The 16,962-nt window shown below is 74.2% G+C and carries 13 protein-coding genes; 11 read left to right on the plus strand and 2 right to left on the minus strand.

Annotation, left to right across the window (positions count from 1 at the left end; genetic code table 11):
• Nucleotides 1-92: 92 nt before the first annotated feature.
• The 7 genes from IF83_RS0121585 (at nt 93) to IF83_RS33840 (ending at nt 8,087) form a co-directional block, all read left to right on the plus strand.
• Complete coding sequence (locus IF83_RS0121585; RefSeq protein ID WP_030546627.1) at nt 93-1,646, plus strand: sugar ABC transporter ATP-binding protein; 1,554 nt, start codon at nt 93-95, stop codon at nt 1,644-1,646.
• A complete protein-coding gene (locus tag IF83_RS0121590; protein ID WP_030546629.1) occupies nt 1,643-2,755 on the plus strand; it encodes an ABC transporter permease in 1,113 nt (370 codons plus the stop codon). Before IF83_RS0121585 ends, IF83_RS0121590 begins: the two co-directional genes overlap by 4 nt.
• Nucleotides 2,756-2,938: 183 nt before the next feature.
• Nucleotides 2,939-3,982 (plus strand): substrate-binding domain-containing protein, encoded by a 1,044-nt coding sequence (locus IF83_RS0121595; RefSeq protein WP_030546631.1) that lies wholly within the window; start codon nt 2,939-2,941, stop codon nt 3,980-3,982.
• 263 nt (nt 3,983-4,245) lie between these two features.
• A complete protein-coding gene (locus IF83_RS0121600; RefSeq protein ID WP_051723099.1) occupies nt 4,246-5,418 on the plus strand; it encodes a Gfo/Idh/MocA family protein in 1,173 nt (390 codons plus the stop codon).
• 127 nt (nt 5,419-5,545) lie between these two features.
• Nucleotides 5,546-6,553, plus strand: coding sequence for a sugar phosphate isomerase/epimerase family protein (locus tag IF83_RS0121605; protein ID WP_030546636.1), 1,008 nt, complete (start codon nt 5,546-5,548; stop codon nt 6,551-6,553).
• Between the two features lie 398 nt (nt 6,554-6,951).
• Nucleotides 6,952-7,503, plus strand: a complete 552-nt coding sequence (locus tag IF83_RS30515) for a hypothetical protein (RefSeq protein ID WP_030546638.1) — start codon at nt 6,952-6,954, stop codon at nt 7,501-7,503.
• Nucleotides 7,504-7,757: 254 nt separating this feature from the next.
• A complete protein-coding gene (locus IF83_RS33840) occupies nt 7,758-8,087 on the plus strand; it encodes a hypothetical protein (protein WP_158711090.1) in 330 nt (109 codons plus the stop codon).
• Between the two features lie 151 nt (nt 8,088-8,238).
• On the opposite strand, the gene IF83_RS33845 is transcribed toward IF83_RS33840, so the two are convergent.
• Both IF83_RS33845 and IF83_RS0121625 read right to left on the minus strand, forming a co-directional pair.
• A complete protein-coding gene (locus tag IF83_RS33845; protein WP_158711091.1) occupies nt 8,239-8,403 on the minus strand; it encodes a hypothetical protein in 165 nt (54 codons plus the stop codon).
• Between the two features lie 225 nt (nt 8,404-8,628).
• A complete protein-coding gene (locus IF83_RS0121625) occupies nt 8,629-8,979 on the minus strand; it encodes a helix-turn-helix domain-containing protein (protein WP_030546641.1) in 351 nt (116 codons plus the stop codon).
• Nucleotides 8,980-9,341: 362 nt separating this feature from the next.
• On the opposite strand from IF83_RS0121625, the gene IF83_RS0121630 reads away from it, so the two are divergent.
• From IF83_RS0121630 to IF83_RS0121655, 4 genes are all read left to right on the plus strand, one after another.
• Nucleotides 9,342-11,834 carry a PQQ-dependent sugar dehydrogenase gene (locus IF83_RS0121630; RefSeq protein WP_030546643.1) on the plus strand — a complete coding sequence of 831 codons (2,493 nt, stop codon included), beginning with the start codon at nt 9,342-9,344 and terminating at the stop codon, nt 11,832-11,834.
• A gap of 636 nt (nt 11,835-12,470) precedes the next feature.
• Nucleotides 12,471-13,772, plus strand: a complete 1,302-nt coding sequence (locus tag IF83_RS0121640) for a ThuA domain-containing protein (RefSeq protein WP_244177162.1) — start codon at nt 12,471-12,473, stop codon at nt 13,770-13,772.
• A 745-nt stretch (nt 13,773-14,517) separates the two neighbouring features.
• A complete protein-coding gene (locus IF83_RS0121650) occupies nt 14,518-15,609 on the plus strand; it encodes an inositol-3-phosphate synthase (protein WP_030546649.1) in 1,092 nt (363 codons plus the stop codon).
• Nucleotides 15,606-16,907, plus strand: a complete 1,302-nt coding sequence (locus IF83_RS0121655) for an SCO3242 family prenyltransferase (RefSeq protein WP_051723088.1) — start codon at nt 15,606-15,608, stop codon at nt 16,905-16,907. The genes IF83_RS0121650 and IF83_RS0121655 overlap by 4 nt, the downstream gene beginning before the upstream one ends.
• Nucleotides 16,908-16,962 lie beyond the last annotated feature (55 nt).

Here is a 16,962-nt window from a genome sequence, read left to right on the forward strand (position 1 = left end):
CGTACAAGGATCCGTCACCGGCCCTCTCACCGGACGGGTCCGCTGCCCCGCCGGACGGCCGGCCCGCGCCGGGCGGCGGCCCGCTGCTCGCCATGACCGGCATCACCAAGTCCTTCCCCGGGGTCCGGGCCCTCGACGGCGTCGATCTCGACGTCCTGCCGGGCGAGGTGCACTGCCTCCTCGGGCAGAACGGGGCCGGGAAGTCCACCCTCATCAAGGTGCTCTCCGGCGCCCACCGCCCCGACGCGGGCGAGATCCGCTGGCGCGGCGAACGCGTCCACCTCACCTCGCCGACCGCCGCCATGGATCTCGGCATCGCCACCATCTACCAGGAACTCGACCTGGTGGACGGCCTGTCGGTCACCGAGAACGTCCATCTCGGGCATGAGCCGGCCACCGCCGGCTTCGTCCGCGCCCGCGCCGCCCGCGCCGCCACGGCCGGGCTCCTCGCCCGGCTCGGCCATCCCGAGATCGACCCGGACACCCTCGTCCGCGATCTCTCCGCGGCCGGCCGGCAGATCGTCTCCATGGCCCGCGCCCTCTCGCACGACGTGCGGCTGATTGTGATGGACGAGCCCTCGGCCGTCCTCGACCCGGACGAGGTGGACAACCTCTTCCGCATCGTCGGCGATCTCACCGCCGCCGGGGTCGCCGTCGTCTACATCTCCCACCGGCTGGAGGAGATCCGCCGCATCGGCGACCGGGTCACCGTCCTCAAGGACGGCCGCGCCGCCGCCCGCGGCCTGCCGGCGCGCACCACCCCCACCCGGGAGGTCGTGGCGCTGATGACCGGACGGGACGTCGAGTACGTGTTCCCCGAACGGCCCGCGTCGCCCGAGCCCGCCGGGACCGCGACCGCGACGGCGGAGTCCGCCGGGTCCGGGCCGCCCGGGCCCGCGTCGGCCGCCCCCGCCCCCGTCCTGACGGTCGAAGGACTGGCGCGGAAGGGCGAGTTCGAGCCGGTGGACCTGGAACTGCGCCCCGGCGAGATCGTCGGCCTCGCCGGGCTGGTGGGCTCCGGCCGCTCCGAGATCCTGGAGACGGTCTTCGGCGCGCGGCGGCCCGACGCCGGCCGGGTACTGGTCGGCGGCCGCCCGCTCCCGCCCGGCAGCGTCCGCGCCGCCGTGCGGGCCGGGATCGGGCTGGCCCCGGAGGAGCGCAAGGCGCAGGGGCTGCTGATGCTGGAGTCCGTCGTGCGCAACGTCTCCGTCTCCTCCCTCGCCCGCTTCTCGCGCGGCGGCTGGCTCGACCGGGCCCGCGAGCGGGCCGCCGCCCACCGCTCCACCCGCGCGCTGTCGCTGCGCCCGGACGACCCGTCCGTCCCCGTCCGCACCCTCTCCGGCGGCAACCAGCAGAAGGTCGTCCTGGCCCGCTGGCTGCTGCGCGGCTGCCGGGTGCTGCTGCTGGACGAGCCGACCCGCGGCGTGGACGTCGGCGCGCGGGCCGAGCTGTACGCCCTGATCCGGCGGCTCGCCGACGACGGCGTGGCCGTCCTCCTGGTCTCCAGCGAGGTGCCCGAAGTGCTGGGCCTCGCCGACCGGGTGCTCGTCCTCCGCGAGGGCCGCGTCGTGCACACGGCGCCCGCCGTGGAGCTGGACGAGCACCGCGTCCTCGACCTCGTCATGGAAGGGAGCCCGTCGCGATGACCACGGGTGCCACCCCCGGGCCCGCCGGGCCCCCGCCGTCCCCGGCGCCGTCCGCCGCCGTCTCCCCGCCGGCTCCCGCGCCGGGGACGCAGGGGCCGCCGCCGGGCAAGGAGCCGTCCCCGCCCCCCGGAGCGCGCCGCGGCGCCGGGCGCCGGGCCGTCCCGGCCGCCCTCGCCGATCTGCGCAACCTGTCCCTGCTGGGGGTGCTCGCCGCACTGGTGGTCGTCGGCGCGGTCACCCGGCCCGAGCAGTTCCTCTCCGGGGACAACCTCCAACTCGTCCTCACCCAGGCCTCGGTGATCGGGGTCGTGACCGTCGGCGTCACCCTCGTCATCATCGGCGGCGGCATCGACCTGTCCGTCGGGGCGATCGTCGCGCTCGCCTCGGTGTGGGCGACGACCCTCGCCACCCAGGAGTACGGGCTGGGCGGCATGCTGCTCTGCGCGGTGCTGGTGGGCCTGGGCTGCGGCCTGGTCAACGGGGCGCTGATCGCCTACGGCGGCATGGTGCCGTTCATCGCCACCCTGGCGATGCTCGCCTCCGCCCGCGGGCTGGCGCTGCTGATCAGCGACGGCAAGACGCAGGTCGTCACCGTCGACCCGGTGCTCGAACTCGGCCTGCCCGACGCCTATGTGCTGGGCATCCCGCCGCTCGTGCTGGTGTTCGCCGCCGTCACCGTCGCCGGCTGGCTGGTGCTGAACCGCACCACGTTCGGCCGCCGCACCGTGGCCGTCGGCGGCAACGCGGAGGCCGCCCGGCTGGCCGGCATCGACGTGCGGCGGCAGCGGCTGATGCTCTATCTCATCTCCGGGCTGTGCTGCGGCATCGCCGCGTTCCTGCTGATCGTCCTCACCGGCTCGGGCCAGAACACCAACGGCAACCTCTACGAACTCGACGCCATCGCCGCCGCGATCATCGGCGGGACCCTGCTCAGCGGCGGCCGGGGCACCATCACCGGCTCGGTGCTCGGCGTCCTCGTCTTCACCACGATCACCAATCTGTTCGCGCTCAACAACCTGCAGAGCGACGTCCAGCAGATCGCCAAGGGCGCGATCATCGTCGCCGCCGTCCTGGTCCAGCACCGCTCGGCGCGCGGCGGGAGTTCGTAGCGGGGCGCGCGCCGCGGCACGCCCGCACGCCCGCACGCACGTGCGCGCGCGTGCTCCGCCTACACCGCCGTGCCCCGCGCCCCTGCCCCGTATGCCCGTACCGCCCCGCCCGTACCCACCGCACCCCATCCGCGCACAACCGGCCGCGACCCGGCGTCCGTTCACAGTGGAGGTTTGCCCGTCATGACACCACCGGTCCCCAGCCGCAGAGGTCTCCTCTTCGGTACCGCCGCCGTCTCGGCCGGCGCGTTCCTCACCGCCTGCACGAGCAACGAGAGCAACGACAAGGGCGGCGCGCAGGAGCCCGCGGGCGGCACCGACGACAAGCCCGGCAAGGCCGTCACCATCGGTTTCGCCGGCCCGCAGGCCGACCACGGCTGGCTCAACGCCATCAACGAGCAGGCGAAGTCCCGCGCGGAGGCGTACGAGGACGTGACGCTGGAGACGACCGAGGGCTCCAACGACACCGCCCAGCAGATCGGCCAGATCGAAACCCTGATCAACAAGAAGGTCGACGTGCTGGTGATCCTGCCGGCGGACGGCAAGGCGCTCACCCAGGTCGGGCTGAAGGCGATGCGGGCCGGCATCCCCGTCGTCAACCTCGACCGGGTCTTCGACTCCCAGCAGGCGTACCGCTGCTGGATCGGCGGCGACAACTACGGCATGGGCCTCAACGCCGGCCGCTACATCGGCGAGCAGCTCAAGGACAAGCGGAACGCCAAGGTCGTCGAACTCGCCGGCATGGACAACCTGGAGCTCACCCGGCAGCGCACCAAGGGCTTCGACGACGCCCTCAAGAACTACCCCAACATCCGCAAAGTGGCCCGCCAGGCGGCCGAGTTCACCGTCGAGTCCGGGCAGGCCAAGATGGCGCAGCTGCTCCAGGCCCAGTCCTCCTTCGACGCGCTGTGGAACCACGACGACGACCAGGGCGTGGGCGCCGAGCGCGCCATCAAGCAGGCCGGGCGCGACGAGTTCCTGATGGTTGGCGGCGCCGGGTCGAAGCACGCCATGGACGCCATCAAGGCGGACGACACCGTCCTCAAGGCCACCGTCCTCTACCCGCCGACCATGGCCGCCTCCGCCATCGACCTCGCCCGCGCCCTCGGCCAGGGCAAGGGCGTCGGCGGGCTCGCCGAACAGGAGATCCCCGCCTCGCTCACCCTGTACTCGGCCGTCGTGACCAAGGAGAACGTCGACGAGTACCTGCCGACCGGCTTCAGCTGACGCCCCGCCGCCCCGCCCCGCACGCCGGGAGCGGGCGCCCCGCCAGCAGCGCGACGACGACGAGGAGCGATCGATCGATGGACGAGAGCGAGACCGGCACCGGCACGAACGCGCACACGGGCACGGAGACGCACACGGGCCCGGCCCCGCACACCGCGGCGCGCCCCGGCCCGCAACCCGCGCCCCCCGCACCGGGTGCGGCCCCGGGCCCCGCACCCACCGCCCCGGACCCCGCCGCCACCCCGCCGCCCCTCGGGGTGGGCATGGTCGGCTACGCCTTCATGGGCGCCGCCCACTCCCAGGGATGGCGCACGGCGGACCGGGTGTTCGACCTTCCGCTGCGGCCGGTGATGGCCGCCGTCTGCGGGCGCGATCCGGACGCCGTGCGGGCGGCGGCCCGCCGGCACGGCTGGACCGCCGCCGAGACGGACTGGCGCGCGCTGATCGCCCGCGACGACGTGCAGCTCGTCGACATCTGCACCCCCGGCGACAGCCACGCGGAGATCGCGATCGCCGCGCTGGAGGCCGGCAAGCACGTGCTGTGCGAGAAGCCGCTCGCCAACACGGTCGCCGAGGCCGAGGCCATGGTGGAGGCGGCCCGCCGGGCCCGGGAGCGCGGGCAGCTCGCCATGGTCGGCTTCAACTACCGGCGCGTGCCGGCCCTGGCGTTCGCCCGGCGGCTGGTCGCCGCGGGCCGGCTCGGCACCCTGCGGCACGTCCGCGTCACGTACCTCCAGGACTGGATCACCGACCCGGAGTTCCCCCTCGTGTGGCGGCTGCGGAAGGAGCGCGCGGGCTCCGGCGCGCTGGGCGACCTCGGCGCGCACATCGTCGACCTGGCGCAGCACCTGGCGGGCGAGCACCTGGCCGGTGTCTCCGCGCTCACCGAGACCTTCGTGAAGGAACGGCCGCTGCCGGGCGCCGCCCACGGCCTGTCCGCGGCGGCGGACGGCGCGGGACGCGGCCCCGTCACCGTGGACGACGCGGCCCTCTTCACCGGCCGGCTGGCCTCCGGGGCGCTGGCGTCCTTCGAGGTCACCCGGGTCGCCGCCGGCCGCAAGAACTCCCTCCGCATCGAACTCAACGGCTCCCAGGGCTCGCTCTTCTTCGACCTCGAACGCCTCAACGAGCTCTCCTTCCACGACCACACCGAGGAGGCCGCGGTCTCCGGCTTCCGCCGCATCCTCGTCACCGAACCCGAACACCCCTACCTGGAGGCGTGGTGGCCGCCCGGCCACGGCCTCGGCTACGAGCACACCTTCGTGCACCAGGCCCGCGACCTGGTGCACGCCATCGCCGCGGGCACCGACCCCCGGCCGTCGTTCGCCGACGGGCTGCAGGTGCAGCGGGTCCTCGCCGCCGTCGAGGAGAGCGCCGGGCACGACAGCCGCTACACCCCCGTCGAACCCGCCCCCGTCCTCCCCGCCCTCGCCTGAGGAGTCCCCACCAGCGGCCGGAGTGCCCCGGAGAGCCGGACGGCCGCACCTCAGGAGCCGCTGCGGGCACGACCCGACCAGCCACATCCGGCCCTCCCGGGCCGCCCAACGACTTCCGGAGGCCCCGATGCCCCGACCGTTCACCCTCTTCACCGGCCAGTGGGCCGACCTGCCCCTGGAGGAGGTCTGCCGGCACGCCCGCGACTTCGGCTACGACGGCCTCGAACTCGCCTGCTGGGGCGATCACTTCGAGGTCGACCGGGCCCTGTCGGAACCGGATTACCTCGCCGGCCGCCACGCCCTGCTGGAGAAGTACGGACTCACCTGCCACGCGATCTCCAACCACCTCGTCGGCCAAGCCGTCTGCGACGCCATCATCGACGAGCGCCACCGCGCGATCCTCCCCGCCCGCCTCTGGGGCGACGGCGAACCGGAGGGTGTGCGGCGCCGGGCCGCGGCCGAGATGGCCGACACCGCCCGGGCCGCCGCCGCGTTCGGCGTCCGCACCGTGATCGGCTTCACCGGCTCCGCCATCTGGCACCTGGTGGCGATGTTCCCGCCCGCACCGGCCCGGATGATCGAACGCGGCTACGAGGACTTCGCGGAACGCTGGAACCCCGTCCTCGACGTCTACGACGCGGAGGGCGTCCGCTTCGCCCACGAGGTCCACCCCGGCGAGATCGCCTACGACTACTGGACGACCCACCGCGCCCTGGAGGCCGTGGACCACCGCCCCGCCTTCGGCCTCAACTTCGACCCCAGCCACTTCGTCTGGCAGGACCTCGACCCGGTCGGCTTCCTCTGGGACTTCCGCGACCGGATCTACCACGTCGACTGCAAGGAGGCCCGCAAGCGCCTCGACGGCCGCAACGGCCGCCTCGGCTCCCACCTCCCCTGGGGCGACCCGCGCCGCGGCTGGGACTTCGTCTCCGCCGGCCACGGCGACGTGCCCTGGGAGGACGTCTTCCGGATGCTCCGCTCCATCGGCTACGACGGCCCCATATCCGTCGAGTGGGAGGACGCCGGCATGGACCGCCTCACCGGCGCCCCCGAGGCCCTGCGCCGGCTCAGGGCCTACGACTTCGACCCGCCGGCCGCGAGCTTCGACGCGGCGTTCGGCGGCGGCGACGACTGAACGGTCCGCCCGCCGGGTCCGGTCCGCACGCACGCACGCCCGCACGCCGCCGACCGGCCCGGCCCAACCCCTGCCCCCGCACGGGGCATTGAGCGGGCCCCGGCCCCCGGGCGGCACTCCGCACGCCCGCCACGGGACGGCCGGACGCGGCCGCCCGGCGACTTCCCCCACGGTCGCCGGGCGGGCGCGCTGCTCACCGCCACCGCCACCGCCACCGCGTCCCGCGCGGAGCGCCACTCCGTGCGACCGCCGGCCTCGGTGTGACCGCCCGGCCGAGTGGCTCCCCTCACCGACCGCGCTCATCCGCCTCATAAAACACTGTGCGCTCATCTGTTCGATCCCGATAGTGTCAGTCAGTGGCCAGGGGATGCCTGGCTGTCACTTGGAGGGGGAAGTAAGTGAAGATACGTGCGGCTGTCACTTCCGCCGTTGTACTGGGCTCTTTAGCCGTCGCTCCGGTCGCTTCGGCGGCCGGGCAGCCCGAGCCGGGGCCCACCGCGCCGGTCCGGACCGTTGACATCGGGGGAGTCGAGGTCGACAAGCAGGCATCGGCCGAGACCAAGCGGATCATCGAGGCCGACACGGGTGCCGCCACGGCAGCCGCCAACGTGTGCGGGTCCGGATACTCGATCTCCACCGGCGCGGTGCGCTACGGCACCTACGGCACCACGTACACCTGGACCAACGGGACGAGCACGGGGTCCTCCTACTACGACAAGCCCATCTGTGCGGTGTTCTTCAACGACACCGGATACACCAAGTACATGGGCGTGCGGCTGCGTTCCAACTACACGGCCGACGCACCCAAGGAAGACTTCGGCGCCTACCGCTCCTACGCCGGCCCCGTTTACCAGAAGCGAGGCTACTGCGGCAAGGTGTACTCCTATATGAAGTCCTCCAGCGGCACGGACCTGGTCGACAACACCTTCACGGTCGGAAGCTGCAACTGAGCGTGAAACACCACTACTCACTTCGTGTGCCGGCAGCCGCCGCCGCCCTTGCGGCGGCGGCTCTGGCCGTTTCCGGATGCACCTCGCAGCAGACCGGCACCGCCTCCCCGTCCGCCTCCCCGTCCGTCTCGGCGGATCCGACGTCCGGATCCGGTGACCGGGACGAAGGCACGCCGCAGGCGACGCCTACGGAAGAGACGTCACCGGGGCCACCGAAGTCCTCGGAGACGCCGGCCGACACGCCGCCCACCGCTGTGGCGACGGGGCCCGCTGAGGCACCGGCAACAACGGGAAACACCAAGGTCTACACGTTCGGTGACATCGAGATCCGGCTGACGCCGAACGACTTGGGCGTCTACACCGCCATCCACGTGCCCAACCCGTCGGACCAGCCCTTCTCGTTCTCCGTCTCCGTACGCGTGACGGGCCCCGCCGGGTTCGAGGTGCTGATGAAGCGGGACTTCCGGCATGTGCTGCCCGGGGACGCGGGCAGGGAGGCCGGGCTCCTCATCGACAAGGACGAGGCTCCGGCACCGGACGACCCGACTGCGGAGATCGTCTCCTTCGAGCAGACCCCGTTGTGAAGAGTCCATGCAGCCCTTTCCGGTGCTCCGGAAACGGAATCGGATCGACGGGGACTCGTACCGGCTTGACGCCCAAGCCCTCCTGAACCACCCGGAAGTGGCGGGGCCCGGTGAGCGATCTCGCCACCGGGCCCCGCCACCGTTACCGCCGTCACTGCGTCCAGGCGAGCGGGGAATCCGAGACGGTCGGGCGTGGGCCGGTCGTGCCCCGGGCCGCGGAGCTGCCGCCCTCGAGCGCGTCCGCCACGGAGAGCAGCAGTTCGGCCAGTGAGGAGGCGTACGGCTCCGGATCGTAGCCCTCGCCGAACACCAGCACAGAACTCCGGCCCCGCGGTTCAGCGTCCAGGATGAGCCCGTACGGTGCGTCGCTCTTCTCGGCGACATGCCGTCGCCTCCCCCTGTGTTCGCTGCGTACGGTGATCGGTGATCCGCCGGAGTCTCGCACCCCGAATGCTGTAACGTCCGGGCGTAAATCCCCCGTCTTCGGGCGCCACCCCCAGCGATGGCCGGCGGATGACGCAGGGGAGGATGCCTGGCCGGCTCAGGCCGCGTCGGTGCGGTGCCCGGTGAAGCTCACCCGGGTGTCGTCGTTGTCTAGGGCAATGTTGAGGGTGGCGTTCAGGGCCTTGGCGAGCTTGGCGAGCTTGGCGAGGAGCGGCAGCGCGGGGACGGTGTCGGAGCCCTCGATCCGGGAGATCTTCGCCTGGGTGAGGCCCGCACGGTCGGCGAGTTCGGTCTGGGTGAGCCCGAGCTCGGTGCGCCGGTCATATACGGCTTGCGCCAGGGCCATGGACAGCCGGATCTCGCGACGGGCCTCGGCCACGTCCTCCGGCTCGGTCAAGCCCTCGGCGAGCTTGCGCTCACGCAGGGTCTTCCAGCGGCTGTGGCTCATTGCTCCACCTCTCCGTTCCCGAGGACGCGGATGAACTCCTCGTGGGCCGGCCCATGCTCTGCCTCGCGAACATTCTGATGGTGCGCCGGCCCCGTCCGCCCCTCCTTGCCCTTTGTCCAGCGGCAGGAAGAAGACGTGGCTGATGTGTGTCGAAGGGGTTTCCGAATAGGACGAACGAAGCTACGGTCCTTGAGGTGTATCGGTCACGGTGATCCCGGTGGTGCGACGCGGCCGCCGGGCCGGCGCTCCGCCGATGCCCGACCGCATCCGCACCGCACCGCACCAGCCCGCACCTGCACCGCAGCCCCCCACGGCGCGACGGCGCGCGCCTGTCACACACCGTCATCCTCCGGAGGACATCCGTGCACAGGAAACGGCTCAGTCTCCGCAAGTCCCTCGCACTGCTGACGAGTTCGCTGCTCGCCGGAGCCACCCTCGCTCTCACGGCACCCCCCTCGGGCGCCGCCCCCGCCCCGGCCGCCGCCTCCGGGGAACGCGCCCCGCAGGCTCCCGCCGCCGAGGACTTCCAGCAGGTCACCCTCGCCAAGGGCGCGGCCGAGACCGGTGAGCCCATGACCCTCGCCGTGCTGCCCGACCGATCGGTCCTGCACACCTCGCGCGACGGCACCTTACGCATCACCGACGCCGCCGGGAACACCAAGGTCTCCGGGAAGCTCCCCGTGTACTCGCACGACGAGGAAGGTCTCCAAGGCATCGGCGTCGACCCGGACTTCGCCGACAACCGCGCGATCTACCTCTACTACGCGCCCGAGCTCGACACCCCCGGCGGCGACGCCCCCAACAGCGGCGACCCCGAGGACTTCGCCCCGTACGAGGGCGTCAACCGCCTGTCCCGCTTCGTCCTCGACGAGGACGGCACGCTGGACACCGGCAGCGAGAAGAAGATCCTCGACGTCGCCGCCACCCGCGGCATCTGCTGCCACGTCGGCGGCGACATCGACTTCGACGCCGAGGGGAACCTCTACCTCTCCACCGGCGACGACTCCAACCCCTTCGCCTCCGACGGCTACGCGCCCCTGGACGACCGCGAGCGCCGCAACCCGGCCTACGACGCCCGCCGCACCTCCGGCAACAGCAACGACCTGCGCGGCAAGATCCTCCGGATCAAGGTCGCGGACGACGGCTCGTACACGATCCCGGACGGCAACCTCTTCGCCCCGGGCACCGAGAAGACCCGCCCCGAGATCTACGCGATGGGCTTCCGCAACCCCTTCCGGATGAGCGTCGACAAGCCCACCGGCACCATCTACGTCGGCGACTACGGCCCCGACGCGGGCGCCGCCGACCCCGACCGCGGACCGGCCGGCAGCGTCGAGTTCACCCGCGTCACCGGCCCCGGCAACTTCGGCTGGCCGTACTGCGCCGGCGACAACGAGCCCTACCGGGAGTACGACTTCGCCACCCGCACCCCCGGCGAGACCTTCGACTGCTCCGCGCCCCGCAACACCTCCCGGCACAACACCGGCCTCACCGAACTGCCCGCCGCGCAGCCCGCCTGGATCCCTTATGACGGCGGCTCCGTGCCGGAGTTCGGCACCGGCTCCGAGTCCCCGGTGGGCGGCCCCGTCTACCGCTACGACCCGGACCTCGACTCGCCCGTCAAGTTCCCGGAAGCCTATGACGGGGACTTCTTCGCCGGGGAGTTCGGCCGCCAGTGGATCAAGCGGATCGAGCACGGCGAGGACGGCACCGTCCAGTCGATCAACGACTTCCCCTGGTCCGGAACGCAGGTCATGGACATGGCCTTCGGCCCGGACGGGGCCCTGTACGTCCTCGACTACGGCCTCTCCTGGTTCGGCGGCGACGAGAACTCCGCCCTCTACCGCATCGAGAACGCCACCGACGGCCGCTCACCGGTCGCCGAGGCCGCCGCCGACCGCACCTCCGGCCAGGCCCCGCTGAAGGTGCAGTTCTCCGCCGAGGGCACCACCGACGCCGACGGCGACGAGCTGACCTATCACTGGGACTTCGGCGACGGATCCACCTCGGAATACGCCGACCCCGCCCACACCTACCGCGAGAACGGCACTTACACCGCCACCCTCACCGCGACCGACCCCTCCGGCCGCTCGGGCTCCGCGAGCGTCCACCTCACCGTCGGCAACACGGCCCCGACCGTGAAGCTCGAACTCCCGGGGGACGGGCAGCTGTTCACCTTCGGTGACGAGGTCCCGTTCAAGGTGACGGTGACCGACCCCGAGGACGGCGAGATCGACTGCTCGAAGGTCGAGGTCACCTACGTCCTCGGCCACGACAGCCACGGACACCCCGTCACCTCGGCCACCGGATGCTCCGGCACCCTCAAGACCACGGCGGACGGCGAACACGACCCCAACGCCAACATCTTCGGGGTCTTCAACGCCGAGTACACCGACAACGGCGGAGGCGGCCAGCCCGCGCTGACCGGCAGCGACAGCAGCGTCGTCCAGCCGAAGAACCGCCAGGCCGAGCACTACGGCGACACGCAGGGCGCCGAGGCCACCGAGCGCGAGGGAGCCCACGGCGGCCGCACCGCCGGCTCGCTGGACGACGGCGACTGGATCTCCTTCGAGCCGTATCTGCTCGCCGACGCCACCGGTCTCACCGCGCGGGTCGCCTCCGGCGGCGCGGGCGGCACGCTCGAGATCCGCAGCGGCTCACCGGCCGGCACGCTCCTCGGCTCGGCGGAGGTCCCGGCCACCGGCGGCTGGGAGAGCTTCGAGGACGTCACCGCGGAACTGTCGGGAGCACCGGCGGAGACCACGACCCTCTACCTGGTCGCCAAGGACTCCGGCTCCGGCTCCGGTGACGGACCGCTGTTCGAGGTGGACGACTTCACCTTCAGCACCGGCTGAACGACGCGGCCGGCCCGGGCTCTCCCGGGCCGGCCGGGCCCGGCCGGGCGGCCCCCAACGTGCCGGCGGGACCGTCCATGAGAACCGGTCCCGCCGGGGCCCGCACCCGGCATCACGGCACCGGCACCCGGCACCACCGCACAGCCCGCACCACCGCACAGCCCGCACCGTCGTACCGCCGGCCCGACCCGGCCCGCCGCCCCTCCGGCGGCGGGCCGCCGACCGCACCCCCGGCCGCCCCCGCGCCCCGGCAGGACGGCCCGGCCACCGGCCCCGGGAACGCCCCGGACCGCGCGCCGGCCACCGCCCTCCCCGCCCGGAGGAAGGAGCACCCCCATGCGCACCCCCCGAACCCGGCGCTCACGCCCCCTCGCCCCCGGCCCCGCCCGTGAGCCCGGCCCCGCCCGTGAGCCCGGCCCCTCCCGTGCCCGCGTACCCGCCACCGTCCGCCGCGTCATCACCGCCCTGCGGCGCGCCGCCCCGCGCCGTGTCGCAGCAGCCCCCGGCCATGCCCCGCGCCGCGCTGCCGTCCCCGGTGCCGAGCGGCACCGCGCCGCACCGCCGCCCCGCCGCCGCGGCGCCGCCCCCGGCCGCTGGGCCGCGCTTCCGCTCTCCGCCGTGCTTATGCTCGGCGCCATGGCCCTTCCCGGCAGCGCGGCGCCGCAGCGCGCCGCCGACGACGACAGCACGCGGATCCTCGTCTTCTCCAAGACGGCCGGCTTCCGCCACGACTCCATCCCCGACGGCATCGCCGCCCTGCAGGACCTAGGCGCCCGGAACGACTTCCTCGTCGACGCCACCGAGGACGCCACCGCCTTCACCCCGGAGAACCTCGACCGCTACGGCGCCGTCGTCTTCCTCTCCACCACCGGGGACGTCCTCGACGCGTACCAGCAGCAGGCGTTCGAGGGCTACATCGGCAGCGGCGGCGGCTACGTGGGCATCCACGCGGCCGCCGACACCGAATACGACTGGCCCTTCTACGGCGGCCTGGCCGGCGCCTACTTCGCGAGCCACCCGGAGATCCAGCCCGCCACCGTCCTCGTCGAGGACCGCGCCCACCCCGCCACCGCCCACCTCGGGCCCGCCTGGGACCGCACCGACGAGTGGTACAACTACCGTACGAATCCCCGGGAGTCGGCCCGGGTGCTGGCGAGCCTGGACGAGTCCTCCTACCGCGGCGGCACCATGGACGGGGACCACCCCATCGCCTGGTGCCAGGAGTACGAGGGCGGCCGCGCCTTCTACACCGGCCTCGGCCACACCAAGGAGTCCTACGCGGAACCGGCCTTCCTCACCCACCTCCTGGGCGGCATCCGCTACGCCACCGGGGCCGTGCGGGCCGACTGCCGCCCCGAGACCGGCTACACCCCGCTCCTCGACCGCGCGGGCGGCGGCCTCGACGCCTGGCGCCAGGCCGGCCCGGGCTCCTTCACCCGCGACGAGGCCGACGGCGGCGCCACGATCACCTCCTCCGGCGGCATGGGCCTCCTCTGGTACGCGGAGCGCCCGTTCCGCTCGTACTCGCTCAAGCTCGACTGGCGCATGTCCGGCGACGACAACTCCGGCGTCTTCGTCGGCTTCCCGGCCTCCGACGACCCCTGGACGGCCGTGGAGCGGGGGTACGAGATCCAGATCGACGCCAGCGACGCGGCCGACCGGACCACCGGGGCCGTCTACGGAGTCCAGTCCGCCGACATCGCCGCCCGGGACGCGGCGCTCAACCCGCCGGGGGAGTGGAACGCCTTCGAGATCCGGGTGGAGGGCGAACGGCTGCGGGTGTGGCTGAACGGCGTCCTCGTCAACGACTTCACCAACACCGACCCGGCGCGGAGCCTCGGCGAGGGCCACATCGGCATCCAGAACCACGGGGACGGCGACGAGGTGTCGTTCCGCGACATCAGGATCAGCGAACTCCCGGACGGAGGTGGGCAGTAATCCTCACGGTGCCGGGACCCGGGTCCGGGTTCACGGGCTCCGGACCGGGCCCCGGACCTCGGGTCCCGGACTCCGGACCGGGCCCTGGACGCCGGACCGGGCCCTGGACTCCGGACCTGGCTCCGGGCCCGGAGCCCGGGCACGGGGCCGGCCAGGTGGGTGATCCCGGGTTCATCCGTTCCGCTCACGACAGACCGCTCCGGCAGGCCCCGGTCCACCGATCCACCGGCTCGCCGTTCGTCGGCACACCGGCTCAAGAGTTCACCCGGCTCACCGAGTCCATCAGCCCACCCCGCACGTTCCGCACCGCCGCACCGCCGCACCGCCGCACCGCCGCACCGCCGCACCGCCGCACCGCCGCACCGCCGCACCGCCGCACCGCCGCACTTGTGCCGGTCTGCCGGCAGCACAGCGCATGCCGCACGCCGCACCGCGTCCGTCCCCCGGGAGGCAGCCAGTGACGAACAGCCCGACCCCCTCCGGTTCCGGCCACGGCGGCCGCCCCGCCTCCCACGGCGAGGGGGGCAGCCGGGACGGCCACCCCGAGCACGGCCCGGCCGTCCCGGCGGCGGGCGACGGCGAATCCGCCCGGTTACCGGGGGAGTGGCGGGCACCGCGCCGGGGCACCGGCACCGGCACCGGCTCGGACGACCACACCGGCCCCGGCCCCGGGGTTCCGGAGACGCGGGACACCGCCACCGCACCGCTCCGCCCGGGCGGCGGACCGGCCCAACCCCGTACCGGTGTGTGGCTGATCGGGGCGCGGGGGTCCGTCGCCACCACGACCGTCGCCGGCGCCGCCGCGCTCGCCGCCGGACTGCATCCGCCGACCGGCATGGTCACGGAGACCCCGCCCTTCGCCGGCAGCGGCCTCCCCCCGCTCGACAGCCTGGTCTTCGGCGGGCACGACACCCACGCCTGCCCCCTGCCGAAACGGGCCGAGGCGCTCGCCGAGGGCGGTGTGCTGCCGCACGGCCTGCCCGCCGCCGTCCGCGCCGAACTCGCCGCCGCCGACGCCGCGATCCGCCCCGGCGGACCGCAGCCCGGGGACACCCGGAGCGACGAGGAGCTGATCGCGGGCTTCGCCGCCGACATCAGCGCGTTCGCCCAGGAACACGGCCTCGCCCGCGCCGTCGTCGTCAACGTCGCCTCCACCGAACCCGCGCCCGGCCCCGGCGGCGACCGGCTGCCGCCCAGCTCCCTCTACGCCGCCGCCGCGCTCCGCGCCGGCTGTCCGTACGTCAACTTCACGCCGTCCACGGGCTTGCACCATCCCGCCCTGGCCGGGCTCGCGGAGGCGTCCGGGCTGCCGTACGCGGGCCGGGACGGCAAGACGGGGCAGACCCTGCTCCGCTCCGTCCTGGCACCGATGTTCCTGCGGCGTGCCCTGACCGTACGGGCCTGGTCCGGCAGCAATCTGCTCGGCGGCGGCGACGGCGCGGCCCTCGCCGATCCCGCGGCCGCGGCCGCCAAGAACGCGGGCAAGGAGCGGGTCCTCGCCGACACCCTCGGCACCGTGCCCGAGGGCGAGGTGCACATCGACGACGTACCGGCGCTCGGCGACTGGAAGACCGCCTGGGACCACATCGCCTTCGACGGCTTCCTCGGCTCCCGGATGATCCTCCAGACCATTTGGCAGGGCTGCGACTCGGCGCTGGCCGCCCCGCTCGTCCTCGACCTGGCCCGGCTGGCGGCCGCCGCGCACGCGGCCGGGATGTCCGGCCCGGTGCCGGGCCTCGGCTTCTACTTCAAGGACCCGGACGGCGGCCCGTCCGGCCTCTCCGAACAATGGCGGGACCTGCTGTCCCTCGCCGCGCGGCTGGGGGCGGGCGCATGACCGCACCGGGCCGTTTCCCGGGGCGCGCCAACGGCCGCGCCCCGGCGGGCCACACCCCGCACATGACGGAACTGGGCAGACCCACGGACGAGCCCGGCCGGCCGGACGGGCCCACCGCCGGGGGCCCGGACAGGAGCCCGGGCGGGAACCCCGACGGCGGCCCGGGCCGCAGCCCGGCCGGAGACCCCGGTGCAAGCCCGGACCGGGGCCGGGCCTGGGCCGAACTGCTGCGTGTCCCGGCGGTGTTCAGCGTGCCCGGGGACGCCCTCGCGGGCGCGGCGGCCGCCGGGCACCGTGCGAACCGGGGCACCGCACTCGCGGTCTGCGCGTCCCTCTGCCTCTACGAGGCCGGCATGGCGCTCAACGACTGGGCCGACCGCGCCCTGGACGCCGGGGAACGCCCGCACCGCCCGATCCCGTCCGGCCGGATCGCCCCCGGTGCGGCCCTCGGCGCGGCGGCCGGACTGACGGCGGCCGGACTGGGACTCGCCGCGGCCGCGGGCCGCCCGGCCCTGGCCACGGCCACCACCCTGGCGGGCACCGTGTGGGCCTACGACCTGTGGCTGAAGAACACCCCGGCGGGACCGGCCGCCATGGCCGCGGCCCGGGGTCTGGACCTGCTCCTCGGCACCGCGGCAACGGCTACGGCGGCCGACCGTGCCGACGCCGCCGCCCCGCGTCCGTCCGGTGTACGGCTGCTCCCCGCGCGCGCCCGGACCGGTGGGCCGGGGAGGGGAACGGGGAACGGCGCCGCGCGGGAAGCGCGCCGGGCGCTGCCCTCCGCCGCGCTGCTCGCCGCGCACACCTGCGCCGTCACCCTCGTCTCCCGGCGCGAGACGACGGGCGGCTCGACGGCACTGCCGCTCGCCGCACTGGCCGCCGTGGCCGGCATCGCCCGCGCAGCCTGCCCCAACTCCGCTTCGCCTGAGTCCGATTGGGCGGCGGAGCGGCCTCACGGCCGGGCCTCCCGCGGCACCCGCCGGATCCCGCTGTCCCCGCGCCGCCAGACCCTGGCCCGTCCGGCAGCGCCCGCCCGTCCGGCACGGGGCGATGCCGGGCGGGCTGCCGGCGCCGCGTTCGCCGCCCTGTACGGCGCCACGGCCGCGCGCCCGCTCCTGCACGCCGCGCTCAACCCGTCCCCGCACTTCTACCAGCGGGCCGTGGGCGGCGGCATCCGCGCCATGATCCCGCTCCAGGCGTCCCTCGCGGCCCGCGCCGGACGGACCGGAACCGCCACCGCCCTGCTCGCACTGGTCCCCCTGGCCCGACGGCTGTCCCGGAAGGTGAGCCCCACGTGACCCCCACGCCCGACCCGTCCGCGCCACACCCGGGAACAGACCGGCCCGGCGGACC

The sequence above is a fragment of the Streptomyces albus subsp. albus genome, from assembly GCF_000719865.1.
Classification (GTDB): Bacteria; Actinomycetota; Actinomycetes; order Streptomycetales; family Streptomycetaceae; genus Streptomyces; species Streptomyces albus_E.